Origin of the sequence: Streptomyces apricus, from assembly GCF_008369065.1 — a bacterium.
Lineage (GTDB): Bacteria > Actinomycetota > Actinomycetes > Streptomycetales > Streptomycetaceae > Streptomyces > Streptomyces apricus.
The window spans coordinates 281,616-307,090 of sequence record NZ_VDFC01000047.1 but is presented as its reverse complement, the minus strand read 5'-3'; the positions used below and the strand labels follow the sequence as shown (position 1 = coordinate 307,090).

Below are 25,475 nucleotides of genomic sequence, written 5' to 3'. Positions count from 1 at the left end.
GGGCGCAGCAGGTGCCGGGGGTCGGGGGCGTCATGAAGGTCATGCCGTTCATGTCCTTCTTCACCCTGCTGACCGTGGCGTTCGTGCCGCTGGCCGCCGCGCTGTACGTCGTGACCAGTACGACATGGAGCGCGGTCGAGCGGGCGGTGCTGTACCGGGACATGCCGGGGGCCGTGCCGGCCGGCGCCGCCGCCCTGGGGTGATCGCGGGGTTACGGTCCAGTACGTGAACCGGGTATTGCGGACTGGATGCCCACCTTGGAGGATCGACCAGTCCTCCGATGGCTGCACCCGTCGGTCGGGCCGCCCGCGATCAGAGGAGATTGAGCTCATGAAGCTGTTGCGAGTCGGTACGGCCGGGGCCGAGCGTCCCGCACTGCTCGACGCCGAGGGCGTACTGCGGGACCTGTCGGGGCTCGTGCCGGACATCGACGGGGCGCTGCTCTCCGACGACGCGGCGCTCGACCGGATCCGTACCGCCGCCGGGAGCGGGGAGCTGCCCGTCCTCGACGCGGACGGGCTGCGGGTCGGGCCGCCCGTCGGGCGGATCGGCAAGGTCGTCTGCATCGGCCTCAACTACCACGACCACGCCGAGGAGACCGGGGCCGAGCCGCCCGCCGAGCCGGTGATCTTCTTCAAGGCGGCGGACACCGTGGTCGGGCCGTACGACGAGGTGCTCGTGCCGCGCGGCTCGGTGAAGACCGACTGGGAGGTCGAGCTGGCGGTCTTCATCGGGCGTACGGCGCGGTACCTCGCGTCGGGCGAGGAGGCGCTCGCGCACGTCGCCGGGTACGCGGTGGCGCACGACGTGTCCGAGCGGGAGTTCCAGATCGAGCGCGGGGGGACCTGGGACAAGGGGAAGAACTGCGAGACGTTCAATCCGCTGGGGCCGTGGCTCGTGACGGCGGACGAGGTGGGGGATCCGCAGGGGTTGGGGTTGAAGCTGTGGGTGAATGGGGAGTTGCGGCAGGACGGCAGTACCGCTGACCAGATCTTCGGGGTGGCTGAGGTCGTGCGGTACGTCAGTCAGTTCATGACGCTCTATCCCGGGGATGTGATCAATACCGGGACGCCGGCCGGGGTTGCCATGGGGATGGCTGAGCCGAAGCCGTTTCTTCGGGTGGGGGATGTGGTGACACACAGGAGGACGCCCCATGCGCAGAAGTCTGTCCCTGGCCCTCGCCTCGGCCGCGTTGGCGGTGACCGCGCTGCCTGCGTCGGCGTCGGCGTCGACATCGGCCTCGGCGACCACGACGACCGGACCAGCACCAGCACCGGCGTCGGCACCGGCGTCGGCGCCGGACACCCTGCACTGGGGCCCGTGCCCCGAGGGGGCCGCCGCACCCCGCCTGCAGTGCGCGACGCTCGACGTCCCGCTGGACCACCGCGACCCGGACGGCCGGCGGATCGAGGTCGCCGTCTCCCGGCTGGCGAGCGAGAAGCCCTCGAAGCGGCGCGGCGTCCTGCTGACCAACCCGGGCGGCCCGGGCGCCTCCGGCCTGACGTATCCGGCCCTCCTCGCCGTCTCGGGGCTGCCGCAGGAGGTGCTCGACTCCTACGACGTCATCGGCTTCGACCCGCGCGGGGTCGGCCGGAGCACGCCGGTGACCTGCGACCTGACGCAGGAGCAGCAGTGGCGCGGCAACTTCCCGCCGTACGCGCACACCGCGGCCGACGTCGCACGGGAGGCGGGGTACGCGCGGAAGATCGCCGGGCAGTGCGGGAACGCGCGGACGGCGTGGATGCTGCCGCACACCACCACCGCCGACACCGCGCGCGACATGGACCGCCTCCGCGCGGCACTGGGCGAGCCGAAGCTGTCGTACCTCGGCGGTTCCTACGGCAGCTACCTCGGCGCGGTCTACACGACGCTGTTCCCGCACCGCAGCGACCGGATCGTGCTCGACAGCAACCTGGGTCCCGGCGGCTACGACGTCACGGCCATGCGGTCGTTCGCCCGCGGGATGGAGGACCGCTTCCCCGACTTCGCCGCGTTCGCCGCCGGGCACCCCGAGTACGGCCTGGGCACCACGCCGCGGCAGGTCACCGCCACGTTCCACGAGCTCGCGCGGCGCCTGGACGCGGAACCGGTCCAGGGCGTCGACGGGACCGCGTTCCGGGCGTACACCTTCGAGAAGCTGTACGCCGACGGACTCCTGCCCGAGCTCGCCGGGTTCTGGCGGGCGCTCCGCACCGGCGCGGAACTGCCGCTCCCGGAGCTGCCCGCGGGCGCCGAGAACCTCATGGCCTCGCGCTTCGCCGTGGTCTGCGGTGACTCGCGCTGGCCGGGGACGGTCCGGGAGTACCAGCGCAACGCCGCCGTCGACCGGCTGAGGTATCCGATGCTGGGCGGCTCCACGGCGAGCATCAACCCCTGCGCGTTCTGGCCGCAGGAGCGGACGGGACCGCCGGTGCGCATCACCGGCCGGGGCCCGTCGAACGTGCTGATGCTCCAGAACGAACGCGACCCCGGTACGCCCCTGGCCGGCGCCCGGGAACTGCGGCGGGCCTTCGGCGGACGGGCCGTGCTGGTGACGGCCGACCAGGGCGGCCACGGTGTCTACCCGTACGGCGCCAACACCTGCGCCAACGACACGGCGACGACATTCCTGACCACCGGGCAACGCCCCGCACACGACCTCGCCTGCCCGGCGGAAGCGGCCGACGAAAGCAACTGACAGAAGCGACCGCCGGAAGCGACCGACAGAAGCGAGTGACGGAGGCGCCGGACATGTTCGACGAGATGCGAAGCCGCCGGGCCGCCCGGCGGATCACCCCGGGGGACGGACGGCCGCTCAAGCGGTTCCGCTGGTGGCAGCTGCCCTACCGCTCCCTGTTCTACCTGCGCCTGCCCGACGGGGACGACGGCGGGCAGGCGGTCTACGCCGTGGACGTCAAGCGCGGTCAGGACCAGACGTCCGCCGAGGCCAGGGCCGACCTGTACCTCGACGGGAGGCACCACGCCCGGTCGAAGCTCCCCGCCGCCTTCCCGGTGCCGGGCGGCACCGTCGAGGTGCGGCTGAGCGGCTTCGGGCTGCGGCGCTGCCACTACGTCACCGCCGCGGGCACCGAACACCTGCTCGTCCCGGACCGCGCCTCCGCCGAGGGGCGCCGCGCCCACCTCGACCGCGCGCATCCGGCGCTGAGCCGCGGGATCGGCACCGTCTCGCTGACCGTGCTCGTCGTCGCCCTGGTCGTGCTCGTCGCGCAACTGGCCGAACAGGTCGCCGGAGTACCCGCGGTGGCCGAGCGCGTCGGGTCCTTCGACGCGCCGGTCCACCCACCGGCCTGGTGCAACGCCGTGCTGACCCTGGCCACCCTGGTGGCGGGCACCGAGCGGGCCCTGCGGCTGCGGTACAGCCGACTGCTCGACGGCACGGCGGGCTGACGCGTCCCCGGGGACCCCGGAGGCCTGGAAGCCCCGGAGGCCCTGAAGGACCTAGAGGGTCTTGAAGCGGGTCAGGGCCTCCACCACCAGGGCGTGGTCCTCGAGTTGGGGGAGGCCCGAGACCACGACCGTGCCGATCACGCCCGCTCCCTCGACCGTGAGCGGGAAGGCTCCGCCGTGGGCCGCGTACGTGTCCGGGTCCAGGCGGGACGACTCCTCGAACGTGGTGCCCTTGGCGCGGAAACGCGTACCCACCAGCAGGGACGAGGCGGCGTACCGCTCGACGACCCGGCGCTTGCGGTCGATCCAGGCGTCGTTGTCCGGGGTCGAGCCGGGGAGCGCGGCGTGGAACAGCTGCTGGCCCCCGCGGCGGATGTCGACGGCCACGGGCGCGTCGCGGTCGCGGGCCAGCTCGACGAGGAGCGTGCCCAGGGTCCACGCGTCGGCGTGGGTGAAGCGGGGAAGCGTCAGGCGGCGCTCCTGCTCCTCCAGTTCGGCGACCGTCGGGGCGGTGGGAGAGGGCGTACTCACAGGGTCACCGTCACCTTCTCGTGGGCCGAGCGGTGCGCGGCCTCCAGGACGTCCAGGGCGGCGGCCGCCTCCAGCGCGGTCACCGGGTTCTCGCCGGTGCCGCGCAGGGCGTCGGCGACGGCCGCGTAGTACGCCGGGTACGCGCCCGGCACGGTCGGGACCGGCGTGCCGCCGCCGGTGAGCGGGGACTCCCCGGAGCCGATGCGGCCCCACAGCTCCTCCGGCTCGACGCCCCACTCCTTCTCGCCGCCCGCCACCGGACGCCCTCCGTCGCGCAGGACGGCCTCCTGGGGGTCGAGGCCGTACTTCACGTAACCGGCCTTCGAGCCCAGCGCGCGGAAGCGCGGGCCGAGCTGGGCCGTGGTCGCGGAGGCGTAGAGGTGGGAGCGGACGCCGTTGGTGTGCGTGATCGCGATGAACGTGTCGTCGTCGGCCTGCGCGCCCGGGCGGCGCACGTCCGACTCGGCGTACACCGCGGCCGCCGGGCCGAAGAGGACCAGCGCCTGGTCCACGACGTGGCTGCCCAGGTCGTACAGCAGCCCGCCGATCTCCGCCGGGTCGCCGGACTCGCGCCAGCCGCCCTTCAGCTCGGGGCGCCAGCGCTCGAAGCGGGACTCGAAGCGGTACACGTCACCGAGTTCGCCCTCGGCGACCAGCTTCCGGAGGGTCAGGAAGTCGTTGTCCCAGCGGCGGTTCTGGAAGACCGACAGCAGCAGGCCGCGGTCCTCGGCGAGAGCGGCGAGCTCGCGCGCCTCGGCCGCCGTGCCGGCGATCGGCTTGTCCACGACGACCGGCAGGCCCGCCTCCAGGGCGGCCCGGGCGATCGGGACGTGCGTCTTGTTCGGGGAGGCGATGACGATCAGGTCCAGCTCGCCGGCGCGCGGCCAGAGCTCGTCGGGTGTCGTGGCGAACCGTACGTCCGGGAACTCGTCCCGCGCCTGCCGCTGCCGGTCGGGGTTCGCCGTCACGACGGTGTCGAGGACGAGGCCCTCGGTCGCGGCGATCAGCGGGCCGTGGAAGACGGAGCCCGCGAGGCCGTAGCCGACGAGGCCCACGCGGAAGGGGCCCTCGCGGCGGGAGGTGTCAGAGCCTGTGCCAGTCATGCCCTCCACTTAAACAACGCTGTTGCCAAAGTGCAAGCGCCGGGGACAATGGGGTGCGAAGAGGCAGGGACAGGAACAGGGATACCGACAGGCAGCGGTGCGGAGGGTGTGACGTGAGCGGGATGAACACCGCGGGAGCGGCCGGCGGGGTCAACCTGCTCGCGCTGCGCAGCCACAACACGGCGCTGCTGCTCGACCTGCTCCGGCAGGCGGGCCGGGCCGGGATCAGCCGCCTCGAACTCGCCGAGCGCACGGGGCTGACCCCGCAGGCCGTCAGCAAGATCACCGCGCGGCTGCGGGACGACGGCCTGGTGACCGAGGCGGGGCGGCAGGCGTCCACCGGGGGCAAGCCGCGGACCGCGCTGCGGCTGGTGCCGGAGGCCGGCCACGCGGTGGGGCTGCACCTCGACCGGGACGAGCTGCGTGCGGTCCTGGTCGACCTCACCGGCACCGTCGTGGCGGAACGGCGCGCGGCGCTCGACCTGGGCGCCGGGGCGGACGCCGTGCTCGGGGTGGTGGTGCGGGAGGCCCGGGCGGTCTCCCTGCCCCTTCCCACCCCTCTCCACCAAGATCCAGCGGATGGCTAGGCTGGAGGCGTCGGCACACAGCTGTGTCCGGTGACGCCGGCACACGGCCGTGACGGCGTCCTCCACACCCCCGCACGGCACACACCCCGCACGGCGGACTCCGCACGCGTACGGCAGGAGACGGCACATGGCAGAGCGCAAGCCCATCGAATCGTGGCTGACCGACATGGACGGCGTGCTCATCCACGAGGGCGTGCCGATCCCCGGCGCCGATGCCTTCGTGAAGAAGCTCAGGGAGTCCGGCAGGCCCTTCCTGGTCCTCACCAACAACTCCATCTACACCGCCCGCGACCTGCACGCCCGGCTGCGGCGCATGGGCCTGGACGTGCCCGTCGAGAACATCTGGACCTCCGCCCTCGCCACCGCCCAGTTCCTGGACGACCAGCGCCCCGACGGCTCCGCGTACGTCATCGGCGAGGCGGGCCTGACCACCGCGCTGCACGACATCGGGTACGTGCTGACCGACCACGACCCCGACTACGTGGTCCTGGGCGAGACCCGTACGTACTCCTTCGAGGCCATGACCAAGGCGGTGCGGCTGATCAACGGCGGCGCCCGTTTCATCGCCACGAACCCCGACGAGACCGGCCCCTCCACCGAGGGCCCGCTGCCCGCCACCGGCGCGGTCGCCGCCCTGATCACCAAGGCGACCGGCAAGAAGCCGTACTTCGCGGGCAAGCCGAACCCCCTGATGATGCGTACGGGACTCAACGCCATCGGCGCGCACTCCGAGACCAGCGCCATGATCGGCGACCGCATGGACACGGACGTCCTGGCGGGCCTGGAGGCGGGCATGCAGACCTTCCTCGTCCTCACCGGCCTCACCACCCGGGCGGAGATCGAGAAGTACCCGTACCGCCCGTCCACGATCGTCGAGTCCATCGCCGACCTCGTCGAGCGCGTCTGACGCCTCCGGGCGGCCTCAGAACCGCCTCCGGCCCCCTCCGGACCCCCGTCGGCCGTACACCCGTACGGAGCAGTGCTCCGCCTCCCCGGATGCGTCGCCCCGCCCCGGGGAGGACGCTCCATGTGTCTGGAGGTTCACGATGAGTTCACTGCGACTCACACTCTGTGCCGGGGCGGCCGTCGCCGCACTGACCGGCCCCGCACCCCTCGCGTACGCGGCCGACGGGGACGTCTCCGTGACGTCGGGGGCGCCGGTTCCCGGCAGCGACATCCGGCTGCGCGTCCAGGGCTGTGCCGGGAAGTCCGGTACCGCGGCGTCCGAGGCGTTCGTCGCCGACGCGCGGCTCTCCGGGGGGCCCGGTGCCCTCACCGGCGGGACCCGCGTCCGCTCGACGCTCGACCCCGGCTCGTACGGCGTCACGGTCACCTGTGAAGGCTCCGGGGACGAGGTCGCGGGCACCGTCACCGTCGTCGACAAGAACGACAAGAAGCAGCACGACAAACAGCGGCAGCAGGAGCAGGAGAAGCAGAAGAACAAGCAGGACGAGCAGGCGCAGAACCGGAAGCAGGAGCAGAACCAGAAGCAGGAGCCGGGGCAGGGCTCGCGGGAGTGGGGTGCCCCCGCGTCCCCCGTCGCCCCCGTGCACGCCGGAGGCGGGGGTACCTCCCGGCTCGCCGCCGCCGAGGCCCGTTCGGAGGGGCCCGGTACCCGGCACGCCGTGGTCGGGCTCGTCCTCGCCGGGGTCGCCGCCGTCGCCGTGGCCGTGCGCAGCGCCCGGCGCGCCCGCGGCCGTACGGACTGAGCGGCCATGCGGGAGAGGAAGCACGTGGAACACGACAGCGGGACGGACGACCGTGCGCGGGGCGCCGGCCGCGGCCGACTCCTGATGGGGGTCGCCTGGGCCCTGCTGCTGCTCGGGCTGTGGGTGTGGGGCCGCGAGGTCACCGACGTGCGCCAGGGCGTGTCCGCGCCGACCACCGGCGACATGGCGGCGGTCGGCCGGCCCTTCGGCGTCGAACTGCCGCTGGCGCTGCGGCCGGCGGGCAGCGCGCGGCCGCAGCGCGTGGAGATCCCCGCGCTGCGCGTACGGGCGCCCGTGGTGGCCCGCGGCCTGGACGCGCGGGGGGCGGTCGATCCGCCACCGTACGGGCGGCCGGGGACCGTGGGCTGGTACGCGGGCGGTGTGCGGCCCGGAGCCCCCGGGACCGCGCTGCTCGTCGGGCACGTGGACACCGACACCCGGCCCGCGGTCTTCTACCACCTGAGCGGGCTGAAGCCGGGCGCGGAGGTCCGGGTGGTCCGTGAGGACGGCACGGTCGCCGAGTTCACCGTGGAGGACGTCCAGGTCTTCGCCCGCGACCGCTTCGACGCGCGGAAGGCGTACGGGGTGCGTCAGTCGGGCCGCGCCGAGCTGCGGCTCATCACCTGCGGCGGCTCCTTCGACCGGGACAGCCGCACCTACACCGCGAACGTGGTCGTGTCCGCGTACCTCAGCGGCACCGGCGATGGTGCGGGGAAGCGGTCCTGAGACGGCACCTGGCCCGGTCGACGACCCGCTCCCCCCGGAGTCGTCGACCGGGCTGGTCCTCGACCGTGCGCGCACGGGCTGCGGGAGTAACCCGGCGACCGGCACGGGAGGTTCAGCGGCCCGTCCGGGTGCGTGCGGAGGGGCCGACAGCCTGGGGCCGGGGCCGTCTGAGACGACTCTAGAACGGATGAGCGCCCCGGCCTAGGGGCTGGATGACGCCAGGTCCCGGTCCGGTGGCACTGCGTCATCCCCCCAGCTCGCCGCCGCTGTGACGCGCGTCCACCCGCCGCGCTCCCGGCGCGCTTCCGCCGCAGGCCCGCCGCCCGCCCGCCGCGCGCGCACCCCGCACACGCCACCTGCGTACCACCCGTCCGCCGTGTGACAAGTCACCCGGAGTTCGCGCGCATGCCCCGCGCCGAGCGGGCAACGAGGCGCTGTAACAGCTGACCGACAAGGCCTGACTGCGCGCATGGACGGCACGGCGGGTATGTCAGGATTGGTGCTTCGGACGGTGCACCCGAGGGGGAGTTTTCGATGTACGGGAGCAGGGGGGCCGGGGCAAGGGCGTCCGTGGCGGTGGCCGGAGCTGTGCTGCTGCTCGCAGGGTGTTCGTCCTCGGACGACGGCGGTGACAAGGACAAGTCCGGCGCCGGGGTGAGCCAGCAGCCCAAGGACAAGGACCCCTTCTGGGTCAACCCGGACGGGAACGCGGCGGAGCAGGTCGCCAGTTACCTGAAGGACGGCAAGAAGGAGGACGCCGAGCTGATCCGCAGGATCGCGGAGCAGCCCACCGGCCAGTGGCTCACCCCGGAGAACGCCGAGCAGGAGGCGCGCGGCTTCACCGAGGCGGCGGCGAAGGCCGACCGGGACGCGCTGCTCGTCGTCTACAACATCCCGCACCGCGACTGCGGCCAGTTCTCCGGCGGCGGCGCCGCGGACGGCAACGCGTACCGGGCCTTCATCGACCAGGTCGCCAAGGGCATCGGCGACCGCGCGGCCACGGTGATCCTGGAGCCGGACGCCGTGCTGCACATGGTGGACGACTGCACCCCGGAGGAGTTCCACGAGGAGCGCTACGACCTGCTCCGGGGCGCCATCGAGAAGTTCAAGTCGCTGAAGGACACGAAGGTCTACCTGGACGCGGGCAACGCGGGCTGGGGCAAGCCCGACGACATCGCCGAGCCGCTGAAGCTGGCGGGCGTGGAGAACGCGGACGGCTTCGCGGTCAACGTGTCCAACTTCTACAAGACCGCCGACAGCACGGCGTACGGCAAGGAGCTGTCGTCGAAGGTCGGCGGCAAGCCCTTCGTGATCGACACCAGCCGCAACGGCAACGGACCGTACACGGAGGAGGGTTCGGACGAGGAGTGGTGCAACCCGCCGGGGCGCGCCCTCGGCGAGACGCCCACCACGGACACCGGTGACGACCTCGTCGACGCCTACGTGTGGGTCAAGCGCCCCGGCGAGTCCGACGGCACCTGCAAGGGCGGGCCGAAGGCGGGCCAGTGGTGGCCGGAGTACGCGCTGGAGCTGGCGAAGGCGAGCAAGTAGGACCCGTGGTCATGTGAAAGGGGGCCCTCCGCCTGCGGAGGGCCCCCTTTCACATGACCGTCGCCGTCAGGGGACCTTCACCCACTGCGCCTTGCTCGGGGTGCCCTGGTCGTCCGTCACGAACAGCATGTACCAGCCGGAGCCGACGAGGTTGCGACCCTTGGGGATCGTGACCTCGATGCCGTCCTTCGTCTTCTCGAAGTCCAGCGCGATGGACCGCTGGTCGACGTCGGTGACGTGCGTGGAGGCGCTCGGCCGGATCAGCCGGGCCGTCTTGATCGACGACGAGTGCTGCGTCGAGAACGTCGCCGACTCGCCGCGTTCGATGGTCTTCGGGCCGCCGGAGAGCGTCGGCCGCGACCCCTGGAAGAGGTACGGCGGCGTGTAGATCTCCACGCGCTGCTCGAACTTGCCCGGCTTGGTGTTGGCCTTGTCGGCGTAGAGCGAGTCGGAGCCGAAGAACATCACGCGCCCGTCGGGCAGCAGGATCGAGCCCGAGTGGTAGTTGCGGCCCACCAGCGGGTCGGCGACCCGCTTGAACTCGTTGGTCTTCGCGTCGTACATCCGGGCCTGCAGGATGTTGGAGTCGCCGCGCCCGCGGTAGTCCTCGGAGCCGCCGGAGACCAGCACGTCGTCGTCGGGCAGGATCGAGTACTGCGGGTAGCGCGTGCCCTTCTCCAGCTCGGGCCCGTCGGTGAACTTCGGGTCGTCGGCCAGCAGGTCGACGATGCGGGTCTTCTTGCTCGACCGCTTGGACTCGCCGACCCCGCCGCCGCCGATCACCATGTACTTCTCGTCCTGGGCGGGCGGCAGCAGCACCGTGCCCGCGGTCTCCAGGAGCTTGGGGTCGGACAGGCCCTTGAGCTTCTTGAACTTGTTGGTCTCAAGGTCCCAGACGCCCGGGTCGCGGCCGACGTCGTCGGGCCCGTAGCCGGCGTTCGCGCCCGAGTAGAACAGCTTGCCGTTCTGCATCAGGGAGATCGCCGGGTAGGTCGGGAACTGCCGGATGCCCTTGGTGTACGTCCACTTCTTGGTCTTGGGGTCGTACACCTCGTTCTTGCCCGGCACCAGCTGGCCGATCTCGTCGAGGCCGGAGAGGCTGAGGATCTTGCCGTCGGAGAGCGTGGTGAGCGTCGGGTACCAGCGCGCCTCGTTCATCGGGTCGACCTTGATGTACTTCTCGGCGACCGGGTCGAACTCGTAGGCGTCCTTGATGCCCTGGAAGTCCTTCTTGTCGAGGGCAAGCTTCTCGGCGATGCCGTACGTGTTGCGGGTGTCGGCGCCCGACAGGCCCTGCACGCGGTAGTTGTCCTGGGTGCCCGTCTCGTACTTGGCGCCGCTCTTCTGCGCCTCGACGTAGATCCGGCCCAGACCCGGCTCGTTGCGCAGGAACCGGCCGGTCGCCGGGTCGAATATCTTCTTGGCGCGCTCGACGTTGACCGGGTCCTTCGAGACGAACGTCTTGCCGTTCTCCTTGCCCGTGAACCGGGTGCCCGCGGGCAGGGTGATCGGCTTGTCCGGGTTCTCGTTGTGGACCACCATCAGGCCGCCGGCCTTGGTGATGTCGCCCTTGAGCTTCTCGTAGCGCTTGGTGCCGCCCGCGATCAGCAGGTTGCCGTTGGGCAGCTGCGTGTGGCCGGTGCAGAACAGGTCGGCGGGCGTCGGGACCTTCTTGATCGTCTTCTTGACCGGGTCCCAGACGCGGGTGTCGAACTTCTTCGCGTCGAAGTTGTCCTGGTTGTTGCCCGAGCCGGCGATCAGCAGGATCTTGCCGGTGTGCAGGAGCGCGGCGTGGATCGTGTTGAGCCGGTACTCCTCCGGGAACTCGACGATGTCCCACTTGCCGTTCGCGGCCTTGTACTCCGGCTTGTTGATCTTGTAGTCGTGGTACTGGTCCGACCCGAAGCGGTAGAGCGCGGGTCCGTTCATCCCGGCCAGCGCAAGCACCACCGCCGCACCTATCGCGATGCGGCGGGCGCGGCGGCGGCTGGAACCGTCTTTCACTTCGTTTCCCGTCTGATGTGTCGTCGGTGGCCTGCGGCGCGCGGGAGTCCCTCCCGGCCCGGCCTCGTATACGCGGCGCGGCGGCCGCCCGTCTCAGTTCCCCGAGGGGTCGCGCCGACCGCCCAGGGCGATCTGCACGGTCTGGTCGTTGCCCGCGTTCGCCGCCCAGCTGGGCTTGTGCTGCGGTGCGTGCGGCGCGTGCTGGGGGGCGTACGGGGCCTGGGACTGCTGCGGCTGGACCGGGATGCGGCTGTCGTGCACGGGCACCGGGGGAGCGGTGGCCTCCCTGGGGGCCCCGCCGTGGCGGTGCTTGTTGCGGGCCTTCTTGTCCTGCCGCATCATCCAGCGCCAGGCGAACATCGGCGAGGCCGTGATGAGGAGCGCGAACGTCGCCCAGATGATCATCGCCGGGTGGGCGTGGCCGTAGACGAAGCCGGCCGCGATCGAACCGCTGAAGATCGCGATGAAGTACCAGTGGTAGCGGAAGGTGCCGAACCAGGTGTCCGGGCTCGCGGAGTCGCCCTTCGGGGTCACCACGAACTTGCTCTTGCGCCGCAGCATCGAGTCGATGAGCGCCTTCGCGTACAGCGGCGCCGACAGCGCGGACATGATCATGCCGGCCACGCCGCCGGAGCCCTCGGGCTCGTGCGGCGAGACGTTGTGGCGGCGGTTCCAGACGTACAGGCCGATCTGCAGCGCGGAGGCGTTGCCGTAGAGCATCAGCCAGATCGCCGGGTCGATGTTCACACCCGAGGCGCCCAGGCCCAGGAACAGGGCGCAGCTCAGCGCCGCCAGGATCCAGTTGAGGGCCGACATCGGGTAGAAGATGATCATCATCGTGTAGTTGAAGAACTTGCTCGGCGGCAGCGAGTAGGCGCCCTTCCAGTACTGCTTGAGGATCGTCTCGTACGTGCCGCGCGACCAGCGCATCTGCTGGGTGAAGAAGTCCGTCCAGGCGTTCGGGCCCTCGCCGACCGCGAGGACGTCCGGGGTGTAGACCGAGCGCCACTTGCGGCCCGTCGCCGGGTTCTTGTGGCGGTGGATCTCGAACCCGGTCGCCATGTCCTCGGTGATCGAGTCGTACAGGCCGCCGATCTGCTTCAGCGCCTTGATGCGCACGGCGTTCGACGTGCCCACGAACATCGGCGAGCCGTAGGCGTTGCCGGCCCGCTGGATCAGCGCGTGGAAGAGGAACTGCTGCGACTCGGCGGCCTTGGTGATCGGGTTGTCGTAGTTGCCGTAGACCTGCGGGCCGATCACGAAGCCGACGTCCGGGTCGCGGAAGAAGCCCAGCATCCGCTCCAGGTAGTTGGGCAGCGGCACGTGGTCGGTGTCGACGGAGGCGAAGAAGTCGTAGTGGTCGCCGTGCGCGTCCAGCCAGGCGTTGTAGTTGCCGTGCTTGGTCTTGGCGCGGTGCGGGCCCTTCTTCTGGTTCCACTTCGCGACGCCCTTGCGGGAGAAGTGGTGCACGCCCAGGCGCTCGCAGACCGCCTTCACCTCGGGGTCGTCGCCCTCGTCGAGCAGCCAGACGTGCATGAGCCCGCGGTGGCGGATGCGCACCGCGGCCTCCAGCGTCCTGGTCACCATCTCCAGCGGTTCCTTGCCGGGCACGAAGGAGGTGAGGAACGCCACTCTCGTACCGGTCTCGGGGACCACCGGGACCGGGTCGCGGGCGACCAGCGTCGCGTGCGCGTTCGACAGCACGTTCATGCAGCGGAACAGCTCGATCAGACCGATGGAGACGAGCATCACCATGTCGAGCGCGGGCAGGAAGTCGTACGCGGGATAGTCCCGCTCGGTCCAGTGCGTGGGCTGCAGCAGCCACACCAGCAGCACGAGCGACAGCAGCGGCGCCGCGCCCAGCATCAGGGCGGCGCGCAGCCGGTGCGGCTCCTGCGACAGGAGCGTGCGGTACTGCACCTTGTACGGCTTGCCCGGGTCGGGCTGGGTGAGAGGGCCGGCGAGCCGGCTGTAGTGCTCGTAGTCGTATCTCGGCAGGTTCTTCTTGATTCTGCGGAAAGTGCCGGTCCGTGTCTGTGACGCCACCCTGAGCTGGGTGGTCTCGGACGGGTCGGAGTTCTGCCGGGCGCCCGTCGGCGTCGACGTCATGAGTCATCCCCCCACACGCACGTCACTGCGTGCTCGTTGTTCGCTTCGCCGGCCGGTCCCCCCTGGACCCGCGCAGGCGTATCAACAGCAGGCCCCCGTCACCACATCGTCCACACACCTTATAGACATGGCGGAGCGGCCTTCCGGTTGCATGATGCCCCCCTCGGCATCCGTTATCGAACGGGTCCCCAATCCCCGTCGTCGCAAGCAACCGGTTCCATGCCCCCAACTGCGCTGTAACCGCAGCCTCTTGTTGCCCAGGGTTCTACGCGGTTCCCCATGATCGCAAGATGCGAAACACGGTGTTTACCGGTCATACGCGCTCATTGGGGTGCCTGCTGGTCTCCTTCGGTACGGTTGCGGTCAAGCGCGTACGGATGTGACCGAAGTGTTCTCTTATGGCGCCCTCGGCGCGGCCGGCGTCGCCGGAGCGCACCGCGTCGAGGATCTCCCGGTGCTGCCGGCAGGTCACCCGCGGATCCTGCGGGAGTTCTGCGAGGTCCGTGCGTACGCGGTGGAAGGCGTCCCAGAACGCCTCCAGGAGCTCGCTCAGCAGTGCGTTGCCCAGACCCCGGTACAGGGTGGCGTGAAAGGCGCGGTCGGTCTCGGCGAGGCCGCCGCCGGCGGAGGCCTGCGCGTCCATGCGGTCCACCAGTGCGTCCAGGGCGGCCAGGTCCTCCTGCGGGACGTGGCCCGCCACCCGGGAGACCAGGCCGGTCTCCACCGCCTCGCGCAGCTGCAGCAGCTGCAGCAGGCTGTCCTCGCCGCGGTAGTGCCCGGCGACCGTGCGGAAGGCGAGGCCCTCGATCATCGGCGCCATCGACATCGGGCCGACGTAGGTGCCGAAGCCGTGCCGGATCTCCACGATGCCCATCGCCTGGAGGGCCTTGAGGGCCTCCCGTACGGAGTTGCGGCTGGCGCCGAGCAGTTCCATGAGGTCGGGCTCGGTCGGCAGCACGGCGCCCGAGGGCAGCCGGCGGTCGATGATGAGCTTCTTGATCTGCTCCTGGAGGTCGCGCGCCATGGCGGAGAGGGTAGCGGGTCCCTCGCGGGGCCTTTTGCGGATGCGGTGCCCCTGGGTGCGGAACGTTTTCGGCCGCGGGTCCGGTGGGGGCTTGTCGCGCAGTTCCCCGCGCCCCTGAAAAGCGGGGCTGCGCCCCTGCTTTTCGCTTTTAGGGGCGCGGGGAACTGCGCGAACAACCCCCACCGGCCCGCGCCGGGATTACATCATTCGGACCGTCAGAATGCGCTGGGCGCAACCCGTTGAGAAACTGACGAACGTGCAGAAACCCAGAAAATCCCCGCATGACGGCGAAAGGAAGAACATGACCGCTCCGGTGTTCGAGGAATTCGATCCCGCGAGCGACTGCGACTGCCCGGGGTGTGCGCACTGGCGGCGCGTCCTGCCGCACTCCACCACCACGGGCAGTCGCAGTCGCTCGCGGGATCGAATTCCTCGAACACCGGAGCGGTCATGTTCTTCCTTTCGCCGTCATGCGGGGATTTTCTGGGTTTCTGCACGTTCGTCAGTTTGGAGTGGGTCGCGACCAACGACGACCCGAACGGGGAGCTGGTGGAGGGATCGCGGGACCGGTGCCACCGGATCCTCCCGGTGATTGGTATGGACCCATCGCATTTTTGATATGGACACAGCCAAGTCCTGGCAATAATCTGGTACTTGGTCTAGACCTGAATCACCCCTGCACCATCGCCCCACCCCACGCATCGCGATGCGCACGCACGGCTCACGGAACTTCCCCCACGTTCTCCAGGAGCGGCAGCATGCGAGAAACTCCCCGAACCCGGAAGCGGCTGAAGTGGTACGCCGCAGCCGTCGGACTCGCCACCACCGGAGCGCTCGTGCTCTCCAGCGGCGGGGCCACCGGCCACGGCTACACCGACCTGCCGGTCAGCCGGCAGAAGCTCTGCCAGAACGGCGGCGTCGCCAACTGCGGTGACATCCAGTGGGAACCGCAGAGCGTCGAGGGCCCCAAGGGCTTCCCGGCGGCCGGCCCCGCGGACGGCCGGATCTGCTCCGGGAACCACACCAACTTCGGCGCACTCGACAAGCCGACCACCCCCTCGGGCGGTGCCTGGCCCACGACCAAGGTCAGCGGCGGGCAGAGCTACACCTTCCGCTGGCAGTTCACGGCACGGCACTCCACGACCGACTTCAAGTACTACATCACCAAGAACGGCTGGAACCAGAACGCCGCTCTGACCCGCTCGGCCCTGGAGACGGCCCCGTTCCTCACGGTCCCCTACAGCGGCCAGCCCCCGGCGACGCTCTCGCACAGCGGCACCCTGCCGTCGGGCAAGAGCGGGCACCACGTGATCCTCGCCGTCTGGACCATCGCCGACACGAGCAACGCGTTCTACGCCTGCTCGGACGTCACCTTCTGATGGTTTTCGCCACCCCCCACGGGTAGGTTCCACGCACGTCGGCATGCTCATGGCGGCGTGCGTGGAGCTGTACCGAGGACCTGACACCGGGGGACTGCTGTGGACGTCGTCATCTATGGGGCACTGGGCCTCTTCCTGGCCGTCGCGCTGTTCGCGGCCGTCAGGTCGTCCGAGGTGCGCCGGACCCGGCGGCTGACGCTCCTGTCCGTCCTGGTGGTGTTCTGCGCCGGTTGCCTGGTCACGTACGAGCAGGCCTTCGGCGAGTCCTCCGGATCGCGGACGGACGAGGCCCCGGTCATCCACGGACCGCAGGGCCCGCTGCCCTGATCTTCCCCGGTCCTCCCGGGGCCGCAACGCGAAGGGCCCCCGCTTCCGCGAGGGCCCTTCTGCTGTGCGCCGCCAGGGACTCGAACCCCGGACCCGCTGATTAAGAGTCAGCTGCTCTAACCAACTGAGCTAGCGGCGCGTGACTCTCGCCCTCCGCTCTCGCGGCCGGCGACAAAGAAAATACTACCCGGTCCTCAGGGGTGCTCCTGACCACCCGCGGGTGACGGGCCGCTGCTCAGATGGCCAGCGACAGCAGGACCGGCGCCGCGCCCCGGTTCAGGGTGTCGGCCGCCTCGCGCAGCCGGTGGGCGTGCTCCAGCGGGAGGGAGAGGGCGAGGCAGCCCACGGCGGAGCCGGCCGTGACGGGGACCGCCGCGCAGACCGTGCCCACCGCGTACTCCTGGAGGTCGAGCACGGGCACGGTCGGTGCCTGGGCGTCGAGCCGGGACAGCAGCACCCGCTCGTTCGTGATGGTCCGCGAGGTGAGCCGCGCCATCCGGTGACGGGAGAGGTGGTCGCGCCGGGCGTTGAGGTCGAGCTGCCCGAGCAGGCTCTTGCCGATCGCGCTGGCGTGGGCCGAGGACCGGAAGTCCACCCACTCGTTGACCGCCGGGGTCGCCGGGCCGTCCGCACACTGGGTGACGTGGATCTCGCCGTCCACGTACCGGCTCATGTAGACGGCGGCGCCGAGCGAGTCGCGCAGCCTGTCCAGGTTGCGCTGCAACTGGACGCGGAGCGCCTCCTCGTGGCCGTGCGCGGAACCGAGCCGGCCGAAGGCCTCCCCGGTGGTGTACGCCCCGTCGGCCAGCTGCTCGACATATCCCTCGCGGCGCAGCATCCGCAGGAGCGCGGTGAGACGCTCGGCGCCCAGGCCGGTGTGCCGGGCGAGCTCGGCGTCGGTGACTCCGGTGGAACACCGTGCCACGGTCTCCAGGACGCGCAGGGCGTCCTGGGCCGAGTGGTACGGCGCGGTCGGCTCGTGCTGCAGCGCCACGGCGGTCCCCCTGCGCTTCTGCGGCCCGGCGTGCGGCCGACCCGGTGCGCGTCGGCCTGCACATCAACGCGGCCCGGACGGCCGGGCCCCCTCCACGATAGCCGCCGGGGCGGCCGCGGGGAGGGGTCCTTGACGAGACCGGTGCCGCTGCGTCACCGCTCCGTCACAGCCCAGCGTCGTGCGGTCATAGCACCGCGCCGAGGAACTCCCTGGTCCGGTCGTGCTCCGGGTCGCCGAAGATCTTCTCCGGCGGGCCGGACTCCAGCACGCGCCCGGAGTCGAACATCAGCACCTGGTCGGAGATGTCCCGCGCGAAGCTCATCTCGTGGGTCACGCAGAGCATCGTGATGTCGGTGCTGCGCGCGATGTCCCGCAGCACGTCCAGGACGCCCGCGACCAGCTCCGGGTCGAGCGCCGACGTCACCTCGTCGAGCAGCAGCACCTGCGGGCGCATCGCCAGCGCCCGCGCGATCGCGACACGTTGCTGCTGCCCGCCGGAGAGCTGGCCGGGGTACTTGTCCAGGTGCTCCAGGAGCCCCACCTGGTCCAGCAGCTCGCGGGCCCGCTCCTCGGCCGCGTCCTTGGACATGCCGAGCACGGTGACCGGCGCCTCGGTGATGTTGCGCAGCACCTTCATGTTGGGGAAGAGGTTGAACTGCTGGAAGACCATCCCGATGTTCTTGCGGACCTCGCGGACGTGCTTCTCGCCGGCCGGGACCAGCTTGCCGTTCTTCTCCTCGTGGGTGAGGTACTCGCCGCCCACCTTGATCGTGCCCTCGTCGGGCTTGAGCAGGGTCATCAGCAGCCGCAGGATCGTCGTCTTGCCGGAGCCGGACGGGCCGATCAGGGTGACGTGCTTGCCGGACGCGACGGAGAAGTCCAGGTCGTCCAGGACGACGTTGGCGCCGAAGCGCTTGGTGACCTTGTCGAAGCGGATCAGCTCGCTGCCGTCCACCGCCGGGTTGGCGCCGGAGTCTTTCGTCAGGGGGGTGTCAGCGGACAAGACGTCGCTCCAGGGCTCGCATGAGGAGGGAAGCCGGATAGGAAATGAGGATGAAGGCCACCCCGATGACCGTCAGCGGCTCGGTGAACTGGAAGTTCTGCTGCGAGAACAGCCGCGCCTCGCCGAGCATGTCGAGGACGGTGATCGCCATCAGCAGCGGTGTGTCCTTGAGCATCGAGATGACGTAGTTGCCCAGGGCGGGCACCACGCGGCGGATCGCCTGCGGCAGGATCACCGCGGTCCACGTCCGGGTCAGGGGCAGGTTCAGTGCCGTGGCCGCTTCCCATTGGCCGGCCGGCACGCCCTCGATGCCGGCCCGGTAGACCTGCATCGTGTACGTCGAGTAGTGCAGCCCGATGGCGACGACACCGGTGGTCATCGCGGAGAACGTGATGTTCCACTCGGGCAGCACGTAGAAGAGGAAGAACAGCTGCACCAGCAGCGGGGTGTTGCGGACGAACTCCGTCACCACCCCCACCGGCCAGCGCACCCAGCGGGTCGGCGCACGCATCAGCAGCGCCCACACCAGACCGAGGGCGAAGGAGATCAGCGAGCCGAGCACCAGGGCCTGCAGGGTGACCAGCAGTCCGTCCCAGAAGTGCGGCATGAAGTCGCCGACGGCGCTCCAGTCCCAGTTCACACGGCACCTCCGCCGACTCCGCTGGTCTCCGGGCGGTGCAGCTCGGCCTGGGAGACACCCTTCTCGGGAACCTGTCCGACCCCGGCCTTCAGCCGCTTCTCCAGCCCGCGCATGAGCCGCGTGAGCAGGAAGGCGATCACGAAGTAGATCAGCAGGATGTACGTGTAGATCTCCGCGCTCTCCTGCAGCGCGAGCCGCACCAGGTTCCCGCTGAAGGCCAGGTCGCCCATGCCCATCACGGACACCAGGGCGGTGCCCTTGAGCAGCTCGATCAGCAGGTTGGAGAAGGGCGGGATCATCTCCGGTACGGCCTGCGGCAGCAGGATCAGCCGCAGCCGCTGCCAGGGCGTGAAGCTGAGCGCGATACCGCCCTCCACCTGCGCCGCGTCCACCGAGTTCAGGGCGCCGCGCACGATCTCGGAGCCGTACGCCCCGTACGTCAGGCCCAGCGCGAGGGTGCCCGCCCACATCGGGACCAGCTGCCAGCCGAAGGCCAGGGGCAGCACGAAGAACACCCAGAAGATCATGATCAGTGCGGAGGTGCCGCGGAACACCTCGGTGTAGAAGCCCGCGAGGAAGCGGACGATCCACAGCCGGTGCACCCGCGCGATGCCCACCACGAAGGAGACGGCCGCGGCCAGCAGCGCGCTGAACACCAGCAGCTGGACCGTGACCCAGATCCCCTTCAGTACCAGTTCCCAGAGTCCGGACGTCATCCGCCGCACAGCTCCTTCGCGGTCAGATCGGTCATCTCGTTCTCGGTGAAACCGAAGGGACGCAGGACGCGCAGCAGCTCGCCGCTGTCCTTCATCTTGTGCAGCTCGGCGTTGAAGGCGTCGCGCAGGCCCGTCTCGGTGGGGCGGAACGCGAAGCCGCCGCCGTCCGTGTGCGGCTTGCCGTCCACGAGCGGCGCGAACGGCTCGGTCGCCTCCACCTTGCCGGACTTCTTGACGACGTCGCGGACGGTCAGCGCCGTCCCCGCGAAGACGTCGACCCGGCCCGCCTCGACGGCGTTCATCCCCGCGACCTGGTCCTGCACGATCAGGATGTCGCTCTCCTCGTACCCGGCCTCGACCGCGTACTGGATCTCCGCGTAACCGGTGCCGGTCGCGAACTTCGCCCCCGACTCCACGACGTCCTTGTAGTCGCGCAGCTTCTTGGGGTTGCCCTTGCGCACGATGAAGGCGTCGAGCATCTGGTAGTCGGGGTCGGAGAAGATCACCTGCGCGCAGCGCTCGGCGTTGATGTACATCCCGGCGGCGACCACGTCGAACTGCTGGGACGCGAGACCCGGGATGAGCGAGCCGAACTCGGTCGGTACGGGCTGCACGTTCTCCACCCCCAGCCGCCCGAAGATGACCTTGGCCAGTTCCGGGGCCTCACCCGTGAGCTCGCCGTCCTTGTCGATGTAGCCGAAGGGGATCTCCCCGGCGATGCCGAGGCGTACGACACCCTGCGCCTTCAGCCGGTCCAGGAGGTCGCCGCCCTCCTTGCCCGAGGCCGTGGCCACCCGGCTGCAGCCCGTGGCGCCCAGCGCCCCCAGCGCTCCGAGCGCCGTGACGCCAGCCAGCAGCGACCGGCGGCTGGTGCCGCGGGCCCGGGTTCTTTCCTCCGGTGAAGTCTTCGAGTCGTTCCCAAGTGGTGGAGCCATGGGCGCGCGGCTACCCAAGCCGATGCGAACTATTCGGATTGATTTGCGCCTGTACCGCCGTACGGGTGTGCTGCCGCACGGGAGCGGGCCGCGCGGTCACAGGACGGGTGCGGGAACAAACGGAGCCTCCCTCCTGTTGACGGGGGCGGACACACGCGCATCAACAGGAGGAACCCCGTGGCGGCACCGGACCACTCGACCAGCGGCACCGACGAGATCCGAGGCGAGGCTCGGGGCACCGCCCCCGTGCCCCTCTCCGTCCTGGACCTGGTCACCGTCGGCGCGGGACACACCGCCACCGAGGCCCTGCGCACCGGCGCCGAGCTGGCCCGCCTCGCGGAGGGCCGCGGGTTCCACCGCTACTGGGTGGCCGAGCACCACTCCATGCCGGGCGTGGCCTCCTCCTCCCCGGCCGTGATCCTGGCCCACCTGGCCGCCCACACCTCCCGCATCCGGCTGGGCTCCGGCGGCGTGATGCTGCCGAACCACGCCCCGCTGGTCATCGCGGAGCAGTTCGGCACGCTGGAGGCGCTGGCCCCGGGCCGCGTCGACCTCGGCCTCGGCCGCGCCCCGGGCACGGACGGCGCCACCGCCGCGGCCCTGCGCCGCACCGACCGGCTGAACGAGGGCGCCGACGATTTCCCCCAGCAGCTCGCGGAGCTGACCCGCTTCCTGGACGACGACTTCCCGAGCGGCCACCCGTACGCCCGGATCCACGCGGTCCCCGGCCCGGTCCAGGCGACCTCGCCCGGCGGCGTGCAGTCCCCGCACCGCCCGCCGATCTGGCTGCTCGGCTCCTCCGGCTTCAGCGCCCGCCTCGCCGGCACGCTCGGCCTGCCCTTCGCCTTCGCGCACCACTTCTCCGCGCAGAACACCATTCCGGCGCTCGACCTCTACCGGGAGTCCTTCCGCCCCTCCGCCGTGCTCGACGCGCCCTACGCCCTCATCGGCGTCTCCGCGCTCGCGACGGACGAGGAGAAGGAGGCCCGGCGCCAGGTCATGGCCGCCGCGCTGAACATGGTCCGCCTGCGCACCGGCCGCCCGGGCCTGGTCCCGACGCCGGAGGAGGCGGAGGCGTACGACTTCAGCCCGATGGAGCGGGAGTTCATCGACTCCTGGAACGCGAACGTCATCCACGGCACCGCCGACGAGGTCCGCTCCGGCCTCGACGACCTGCACAAGCGCACCGGCGCCGACGAGCTGATGCTCACGGCCAACGCCCACAGCGGCGCCGTGCGCCTGCGCTCGTACGAACTGATCGCGGACGCCTACGGGCTGCCCGCGGCGTAGCGGACGCGCAGGACCCGGCGGCCGGCCTTACGGGCGGGCCGCCTCGGTCAGGAGGTCGGAGATACGGTCCGGTGCCACCGGGCGGGAGTACAGCCACCCCTGCCCGGTGTCGCAGCCGATGCGCCGCAGCCGGGTCGCCTGGCCCGCCGTCTCCACGCACTCTGCGGTGACGGTGAGCCCGAGCCGGTGCGCGAGCTGGATCATGGCCTCGACGACGACCTCGTCGGCCGGGTTGGGCGGCGCGCCCACACCGTCGCCGCCGGGCTGGTCCCCGCTCTCGTACTGGAAGCCCCGCACGAACGACCCGTCGAGCTTCAGCACCGACACCGGCAGCCGGCTGAGGTAGGCGAGGTTCGAGTAGCCCGTGCCGAAGTCGTCGATGGCGATGCCCACGCCCATGTCGCTGAGCGCCTGCAGGGCCTGCAGCGGCCGGCCCGCCGAGCCCATCACCGCGGACTCGGTGAGCTCCAGCTGCAGCAGGTGCGGGGCGAGCCCGGTCTCCGCGAGGATCGCCGCCACGTCGGACACCAGGTCGGAGTCCCACACCTGCCGCACCGCCACATTGACACTGACGAAGATCGGCTCGGCGTCCGGGTGCTCCAGCTGCCACCGGCGCGCCTGCCGGCAGGCGGTCGCCAGCACCCAGCGGCCCAGCTGCACGATCGACCCGTCCTCCTCGGCGAGCCCGATGAACCGATTCGGCGTCAGGGTGCCGAACTGGGGGTGGTTCCACCGCACCAGCGCCTCGACGCCGCGCAGCACCCCGTCCTCCATGCCCACCAGCGGCTGGTACTCCAGGACGAACTCGCCGCGCTCGACGGCGGGCCGCAGGCTGGAGGACAGCGCCTGCCGGGTCATGCGGTGCGCGTTGCGCTCCGGGTCGAACAGCGTCCAGCGGGACTTCCCGTCCGCCTTCGCCCAGTACAGCGTCGTGTCGGCGGCCTGCATCAGACCGGTCGCGGTGGTGCCGGCCGCATGCCGCTCCACCACGCCGATCGACGCCGAGACCGACAGCCGCTGCCCCGAGAGGTCGAAGGGCACCTGCAGCGACTTCAGTACGGAGCCGGCCAGGTCGGCGAGCTGCTCGGTGCCCGTCGAGTCCTCGACCAGCAGCGCGAACTCGTCGCCGCCGAGCCGGGCGACCAGGGGGGTGGCCGTTCTCGCGTGCCCGGCCTCGTTGGCGCAGCGCGTCAGCCGCTCGGCGACGGCCGCGAGCAGCCGGTCGCCGACGCGGTGGCCGAGCGTGTCGTTGACCGCCTTGAACCCGTCGAGGTCCAGGTAGCACAGCCCGATGCGGCCGGTGCCGGACTCCTCGTACGCCTCCGCCTCCAGGGCGGCCGACAGCCGCTCGAAGAACAGGGTGCGGTTGGGCAGCCGGGTCACCGGGTCGTGCATCTGCAGGTGCCGCAGCCGGGCCTGCAGCTCCCGGCGGCCGCTGATGTCGGAGACCGAGATCAGCACCGCCCGCTCCTCCTCGGGCAGCGGGCTGACGGTCACCTGCGCCCAGAGCGAGTGGCCGTCGGGGTGCTTGAGGCGCCGGGTGCAGCGGAGCCTGGCCTGCCGGCCGCGGAGCACCTCGCGGTACGCGTGCCAGGTGCGGGCGTCCGAGGCGAGGTCCACCAGGTCGGCGGCGATCCGGCCGGTCAGGTGGGAGCCGTCGGAGCCCGTACCGAGCAGCGCGGCCAGGGTGTCGTTGGCCGTGACGATCCGGCCCTCGCGGTCCACGACGGCCATCGCGAGGGGGGCCGCGTCGAAGGTGGCCTGAAAGGTGTGCGCCCCGGTCCCCTGGCCCGTCGCCGTGCCGGACCCCGGGCGCGGCGGGATTCCGTTCGGGCCGCCGGGCGGGCCGGTGGCCGAGAGGCGCGCGGGCAGCCCCGCCGCCAGACCGACCGGGAACTCGGCCGAAAGGGCGACCGGGAGCCCGGTCGCGAGATCGACCGGGGGGTCGGTCAAGGGGTCTGCCAGGGGCTCGACCCGTCGGGCCCGCTCCTCGGGGGAGGAGGCCCCGGCGCGAGGAGGGGTGGCAATCTGACTCTCTGTGACGGCCGACCGAACGAGGTCTGCCGTGGGCGCCTGCCCATCGGACGTTCCGCTCACCGTTCGCTCCCGCTGTGCACTCGTTCGTCGTACAGGTCTCGTCGGGGGTCGGCCGGTGGTGGACGGCCGCTCCAGCCGTGTCCGCGCAGGAAAGTGTGCCGATCATAGAGGCTGGCCGTCAGCCCTTCCAGCTACTGCCCAGTGTCCCGGACGGGCACCCCTTTCTGACAGATCGTTTCTGCCCGCACCTGGACAGGTTCCTTCATCGGCCGATCACTTGTGACGTTCCGTGAGTACTCGGGGTGTCGGTGCGGCCTGGCGCCCCCCTGGTGCTCCCCGATGTTCTCGTTCGGGTGTAGGCCCCCTCACTCCTTTGGATCAGATAAACAGGGCGCGGGTGAACAAAACGGCACAGGCTGGGTGCGGTATCCCGAATTCCGCATCCGGAGGTCGACGTGCCGCGTCTGCTGCCCCCCGAGGGGCTCACCCGTGGCGGGGTGCGGTCCCGTCGGCGCGCCCCGGGGCGGCGCGGCTGCGGATGGCGCGGCTGCGCGGCCGTCCTCACCTCGCTGACGGCCCTCGCCGCCACCTCCCTGATCGCCCCCACGGCCGCCGTGCCGCTCTCGATGCCGTGCGCGCTGAAGCGGACCGCGGCCCACCACTCGGAGGGCCTGGACACCTGGAACGCCGCCTATCCGCGGCCCCTGCGCCGGCTGGACGCGGTGATGGTGTTCCTCTCCTTCCCGGACGCCGAGCCGCTGACCCGTCCCGCCGACCTGACGGCCGACTACTTCCCCGCGACCAGCCACTTCTTCGCGCAGGCCTCCTACGGCAAGTTCCGGCTGCGCCCGCACCCGCTCCGCGAGTGGATCCGGATGCCGCGGGCGTCGACGGCGTACGCCATGCAGCGCGACTGGCACGCGGCGGCGCGCTCCGCCTACCTGCGGGACGCCCTCGCGGCGGCGGACGGCCGGGTCGACTTCTCCCGCTACGACGTCGTCTACTTCGTCGCCGACCCCGACGCGCCCGGGGTCGACTCCGACGCGACGAAGGTGGTGAACCTGGACGTGCCGCTGCGGGCCGACGGGGCGGACATCCGCCGGGTCGTCACGGTGTTCGAGAAGCACCCGCCGGACCGGCTGGTGCTGGCCCACGAGACCGGGCACGTCTTCGACCTGCCCGACCTCTACCACCGGCCCGTCGACGGCAAGGGCGACTGGGACACGCACGTCGGCGACTGGGACCTCATGGGCAGCCAGTTCGGGCTCGCCCCGGACCTCTTCGGCTGGCACAAGTGGAAGCTCGGGTGGCTGGAACCGCGTCAGGTGAGATGCGTGGTGGGCGCGGGCCGCCGGGGCGCGCGGCTCACGCTGGAACCGCTGGCCGCGGGTGCCGGAGCGGGTGCCGAGGCGGGTTCCGGGGT

General features: G+C 71.1%; 21 protein-coding genes, 1 tRNA gene and 3 pseudogenes. 13 read left to right on the top strand and 12 right to left on the bottom strand.

Annotated elements, in window-relative coordinates; translation table 11 throughout:
• The 4 genes and pseudogenes from FGF04_RS27780 to FGF04_RS27765 form a co-directional block, all read left to right on the top strand.
• Positions 1–203: pseudogene (locus tag FGF04_RS27780) on the top strand (hypothetical protein); the annotation flags it as partial.
• A 127-nt stretch (positions 204–330) separates the two neighbouring features.
• Positions 331–1,134 (top strand): annotated as a pseudogene (locus FGF04_RS27775) (fumarylacetoacetate hydrolase family protein); the annotation flags it as partial.
• Positions 1,135–1,153: 19 nt separating this feature from the next.
• Positions 1,154–2,677: an alpha/beta hydrolase gene (locus FGF04_RS27770; protein WP_149514078.1), complete on the top strand. Its 1,524-nt coding sequence runs from the start codon at positions 1,154–1,156 to the stop codon at positions 2,675–2,677.
• A 53-nt stretch (positions 2,678–2,730) separates the two neighbouring features.
• A complete protein-coding gene (locus FGF04_RS27765) occupies positions 2,731–3,387 on the top strand; it encodes a hypothetical protein (RefSeq protein WP_149514077.1) in 657 nt (218 codons plus the stop codon).
• A 51-nt stretch (positions 3,388–3,438) separates the two neighbouring features.
• Here the strand turns inward: FGF04_RS27765 and FGF04_RS27760 are convergent, their stop codons facing one another.
• Together FGF04_RS27760 and FGF04_RS27755 are read right to left on the bottom strand one after the other, a co-directional pair.
• Entirely contained in the window at positions 3,439–3,918 is a 480-nt protein-coding gene (locus tag FGF04_RS27760; protein WP_149514076.1) for a heme-degrading domain-containing protein, read from the bottom strand.
• A complete protein-coding gene (locus tag FGF04_RS27755; protein ID WP_149514075.1) occupies positions 3,915–5,021 on the bottom strand; it encodes a Gfo/Idh/MocA family oxidoreductase in 1,107 nt (368 codons plus the stop codon). Before FGF04_RS27755 ends, FGF04_RS27760 begins: the two co-directional genes overlap by 4 nt.
• Positions 5,022–5,069: 48 nt before the next feature.
• Between FGF04_RS27755 and FGF04_RS27750 the strand changes: the two are divergent.
• The 5 genes and pseudogenes from FGF04_RS27750 to FGF04_RS27730 form a co-directional block, all read left to right on the top strand.
• A pseudogene (locus FGF04_RS27750) lies at positions 5,070–5,560 on the top strand (winged helix-turn-helix transcriptional regulator); the annotation flags it as partial.
• 175 nt (positions 5,561–5,735) lie between these two features.
• Complete coding sequence (locus tag FGF04_RS27745) at positions 5,736–6,515, top strand: HAD-IIA family hydrolase (RefSeq protein WP_149514074.1); 780 nt, start codon at positions 5,736–5,738, stop codon at positions 6,513–6,515.
• Between the two features lie 139 nt (positions 6,516–6,654).
• The gene (locus tag FGF04_RS27740; protein ID WP_149514073.1) at positions 6,655–7,317 is read left to right on the top strand and encodes a hypothetical protein; all 663 of its coding nucleotides are present in this window, start codon (positions 6,655–6,657) and stop codon (positions 7,315–7,317) included.
• Positions 7,318–7,323: 6 nt separating this feature from the next.
• On the top strand, positions 7,324–8,043 hold the full coding sequence (locus tag FGF04_RS27735; protein ID WP_149514072.1) for a class F sortase: 720 nt from the start codon (positions 7,324–7,326) through the stop codon (positions 8,041–8,043).
• A gap of 534 nt (positions 8,044–8,577) precedes the next feature.
• On the top strand, positions 8,578–9,594 hold the full coding sequence (locus FGF04_RS27730; RefSeq protein WP_149514071.1) for a glycoside hydrolase family 6 protein: 1,017 nt from the start codon (positions 8,578–8,580) through the stop codon (positions 9,592–9,594).
• A gap of 66 nt (positions 9,595–9,660) precedes the next feature.
• On the opposite strand, the gene glxA is transcribed toward FGF04_RS27730, so the two are convergent.
• The 3 genes from glxA to FGF04_RS27715 form a co-directional block, all read right to left on the bottom strand.
• Positions 9,661–11,598, bottom strand: a complete 1,938-nt coding sequence (glxA, locus tag FGF04_RS27725) for a radical copper oxidase GlxA (protein ID WP_149514070.1) — start codon at positions 11,596–11,598, stop codon at positions 9,661–9,663.
• A gap of 93 nt (positions 11,599–11,691) precedes the next feature.
• A complete protein-coding gene (locus FGF04_RS27720; RefSeq protein ID WP_149514069.1) occupies positions 11,692–13,707 on the bottom strand; it encodes a glycosyltransferase family 2 protein in 2,016 nt (671 codons plus the stop codon).
• Positions 13,708–14,020: 313 nt separating this feature from the next.
• Positions 14,021–14,731, bottom strand: a complete 711-nt coding sequence (locus FGF04_RS27715; RefSeq protein ID WP_149514068.1) for a FadR/GntR family transcriptional regulator — start codon at positions 14,729–14,731, stop codon at positions 14,021–14,023.
• Positions 14,732–15,489: 758 nt separating this feature from the next.
• Between FGF04_RS27715 and FGF04_RS27705 the strand changes: the two genes are divergently transcribed.
• Both FGF04_RS27705 and FGF04_RS27700 read left to right on the top strand, forming a co-directional pair.
• Entirely contained in the window at positions 15,490–16,110 is a 621-nt protein-coding gene (locus tag FGF04_RS27705) for a lytic polysaccharide monooxygenase auxiliary activity family 9 protein (RefSeq protein ID WP_149514066.1), read from the top strand.
• A 99-nt stretch (positions 16,111–16,209) separates the two neighbouring features.
• Positions 16,210–16,437, top strand: coding sequence for a hypothetical protein (locus FGF04_RS27700; protein ID WP_149514065.1), 228 nt, complete (start codon positions 16,210–16,212; stop codon positions 16,435–16,437).
• A 65-nt stretch (positions 16,438–16,502) separates the two neighbouring features.
• On the opposite strand, the gene FGF04_RS27695 is transcribed toward FGF04_RS27700, so the two are convergent.
• The 6 genes from FGF04_RS27695 to ehuB all read right to left on the bottom strand — a co-directional run bounded on the left by FGF04_RS27695 (position 16,503) and on the right by ehuB (position 20,725).
• A tRNA-Lys gene (locus tag FGF04_RS27695) sits at positions 16,503–16,576 on the bottom strand.
• A gap of 96 nt (positions 16,577–16,672) precedes the next feature.
• The gene (locus FGF04_RS27690; RefSeq protein WP_149514064.1) at positions 16,673–17,431 is read right to left on the bottom strand and encodes an IclR family transcriptional regulator; all 759 of its coding nucleotides are present in this window, start codon (positions 17,429–17,431) and stop codon (positions 16,673–16,675) included.
• A gap of 184 nt (positions 17,432–17,615) precedes the next feature.
• Positions 17,616–18,434 carry an ectoine/hydroxyectoine ABC transporter ATP-binding protein EhuA gene (gene ehuA, locus FGF04_RS27685; protein ID WP_149514063.1) on the bottom strand — a complete coding sequence of 273 codons (819 nt, stop codon included), beginning with the start codon at positions 18,432–18,434 and terminating at the stop codon, positions 17,616–17,618.
• The gene (gene ehuD / locus FGF04_RS27680; protein WP_149514062.1) at positions 18,424–19,074 is read right to left on the bottom strand and encodes an ectoine/hydroxyectoine ABC transporter permease subunit EhuD; all 651 of its coding nucleotides are present in this window, start codon (positions 19,072–19,074) and stop codon (positions 18,424–18,426) included. The genes ehuA and ehuD overlap by 11 nt, the downstream gene beginning before the upstream one ends.
• Positions 19,071–19,790 (bottom strand): ectoine/hydroxyectoine ABC transporter permease subunit EhuC, encoded by a 720-nt coding sequence (ehuC, locus tag FGF04_RS27675; RefSeq protein WP_149514061.1) that lies wholly within the window; start codon positions 19,788–19,790, stop codon positions 19,071–19,073. Before ehuC ends, ehuD begins: the two co-directional genes overlap by 4 nt.
• Positions 19,787–20,725, bottom strand: a complete 939-nt coding sequence (ehuB, locus tag FGF04_RS27670) for an ectoine/hydroxyectoine ABC transporter substrate-binding protein EhuB (protein WP_149514060.1) — start codon at positions 20,723–20,725, stop codon at positions 19,787–19,789. The genes ehuC and ehuB overlap by 4 nt, the downstream gene beginning before the upstream one ends.
• A 177-nt stretch (positions 20,726–20,902) precedes the next feature.
• Between ehuB and FGF04_RS27665 the strand changes: the two genes are divergently transcribed.
• Positions 20,903–22,015, top strand: a complete 1,113-nt coding sequence (locus tag FGF04_RS27665) for an LLM class flavin-dependent oxidoreductase (RefSeq protein ID WP_149514059.1) — start codon at positions 20,903–20,905, stop codon at positions 22,013–22,015.
• A gap of 27 nt (positions 22,016–22,042) precedes the next feature.
• Here the strand turns inward: FGF04_RS27665 and FGF04_RS27660 are convergent, their stop codons facing one another.
• Positions 22,043–24,112, bottom strand: a complete 2,070-nt coding sequence (locus FGF04_RS27660) for a putative bifunctional diguanylate cyclase/phosphodiesterase (protein WP_149514058.1) — start codon at positions 24,110–24,112, stop codon at positions 22,043–22,045.
• Between the two features lie 566 nt (positions 24,113–24,678).
• Here FGF04_RS27660 and FGF04_RS27655 point away from each other — a divergent pair.
• A partial coding sequence (locus FGF04_RS27655) for a M6 family metalloprotease domain-containing protein (protein ID WP_408055684.1) occupies positions 24,679–25,475 on the top strand: 797 nt, incomplete at its 3' end.

What these genes read in the sequence shown, in the direction of transcription:
- FGF04_RS27740 (WP_149514073.1), top strand. Translation starts at nt 6,655, where the DNA reads ATGAGTTCACTGCGACTCACACTCTGTGCCGGGGCGGCCGTCGCCGCA.
- ehuC (WP_149514061.1), bottom strand. Translation starts at nt 19,790, where the DNA reads ATGACGTCCGGACTCTGGGAACTGGTACTGAAGGGGATCTGGGTCACG.
- ehuB (WP_149514060.1), bottom strand. Translation starts at nt 20,725, where the DNA reads ATGGCTCCACCACTTGGGAACGACTCGAAGACTTCACCGGAGGAAAGA.
- FGF04_RS27765 (WP_149514077.1), top strand. Translation starts at nt 2,731, where the DNA reads ATGTTCGACGAGATGCGAAGCCGCCGGGCCGCCCGGCGGATCACCCCG.
- FGF04_RS27720 (WP_149514069.1), bottom strand. Translation starts at nt 13,707, where the DNA reads ATGACGTCGACGCCGACGGGCGCCCGGCAGAACTCCGACCCGTCCGAG.
- FGF04_RS27715 (WP_149514068.1), bottom strand. Translation starts at nt 14,731, where the DNA reads ATGGCGCGCGACCTCCAGGAGCAGATCAAGAAGCTCATCATCGACCGC.
- FGF04_RS27705 (WP_149514066.1), top strand. Translation starts at nt 15,490, where the DNA reads ATGCGAGAAACTCCCCGAACCCGGAAGCGGCTGAAGTGGTACGCCGCA.
- FGF04_RS27730 (WP_149514071.1), top strand. Translation starts at nt 8,578, where the DNA reads ATGTACGGGAGCAGGGGGGCCGGGGCAAGGGCGTCCGTGGCGGTGGCC.
- FGF04_RS27770 (WP_149514078.1), top strand. Translation starts at nt 1,154, where the DNA reads ATGCGCAGAAGTCTGTCCCTGGCCCTCGCCTCGGCCGCGTTGGCGGTG.
- FGF04_RS27755 (WP_149514075.1), bottom strand. Translation starts at nt 5,021, where the DNA reads ATGACTGGCACAGGCTCTGACACCTCCCGCCGCGAGGGCCCCTTCCGC.
- FGF04_RS27745 (WP_149514074.1), top strand. Translation starts at nt 5,736, where the DNA reads ATGGCAGAGCGCAAGCCCATCGAATCGTGGCTGACCGACATGGACGGC.
- FGF04_RS27735 (WP_149514072.1), top strand. Translation starts at nt 7,324, where the DNA reads ATGCGGGAGAGGAAGCACGTGGAACACGACAGCGGGACGGACGACCGT.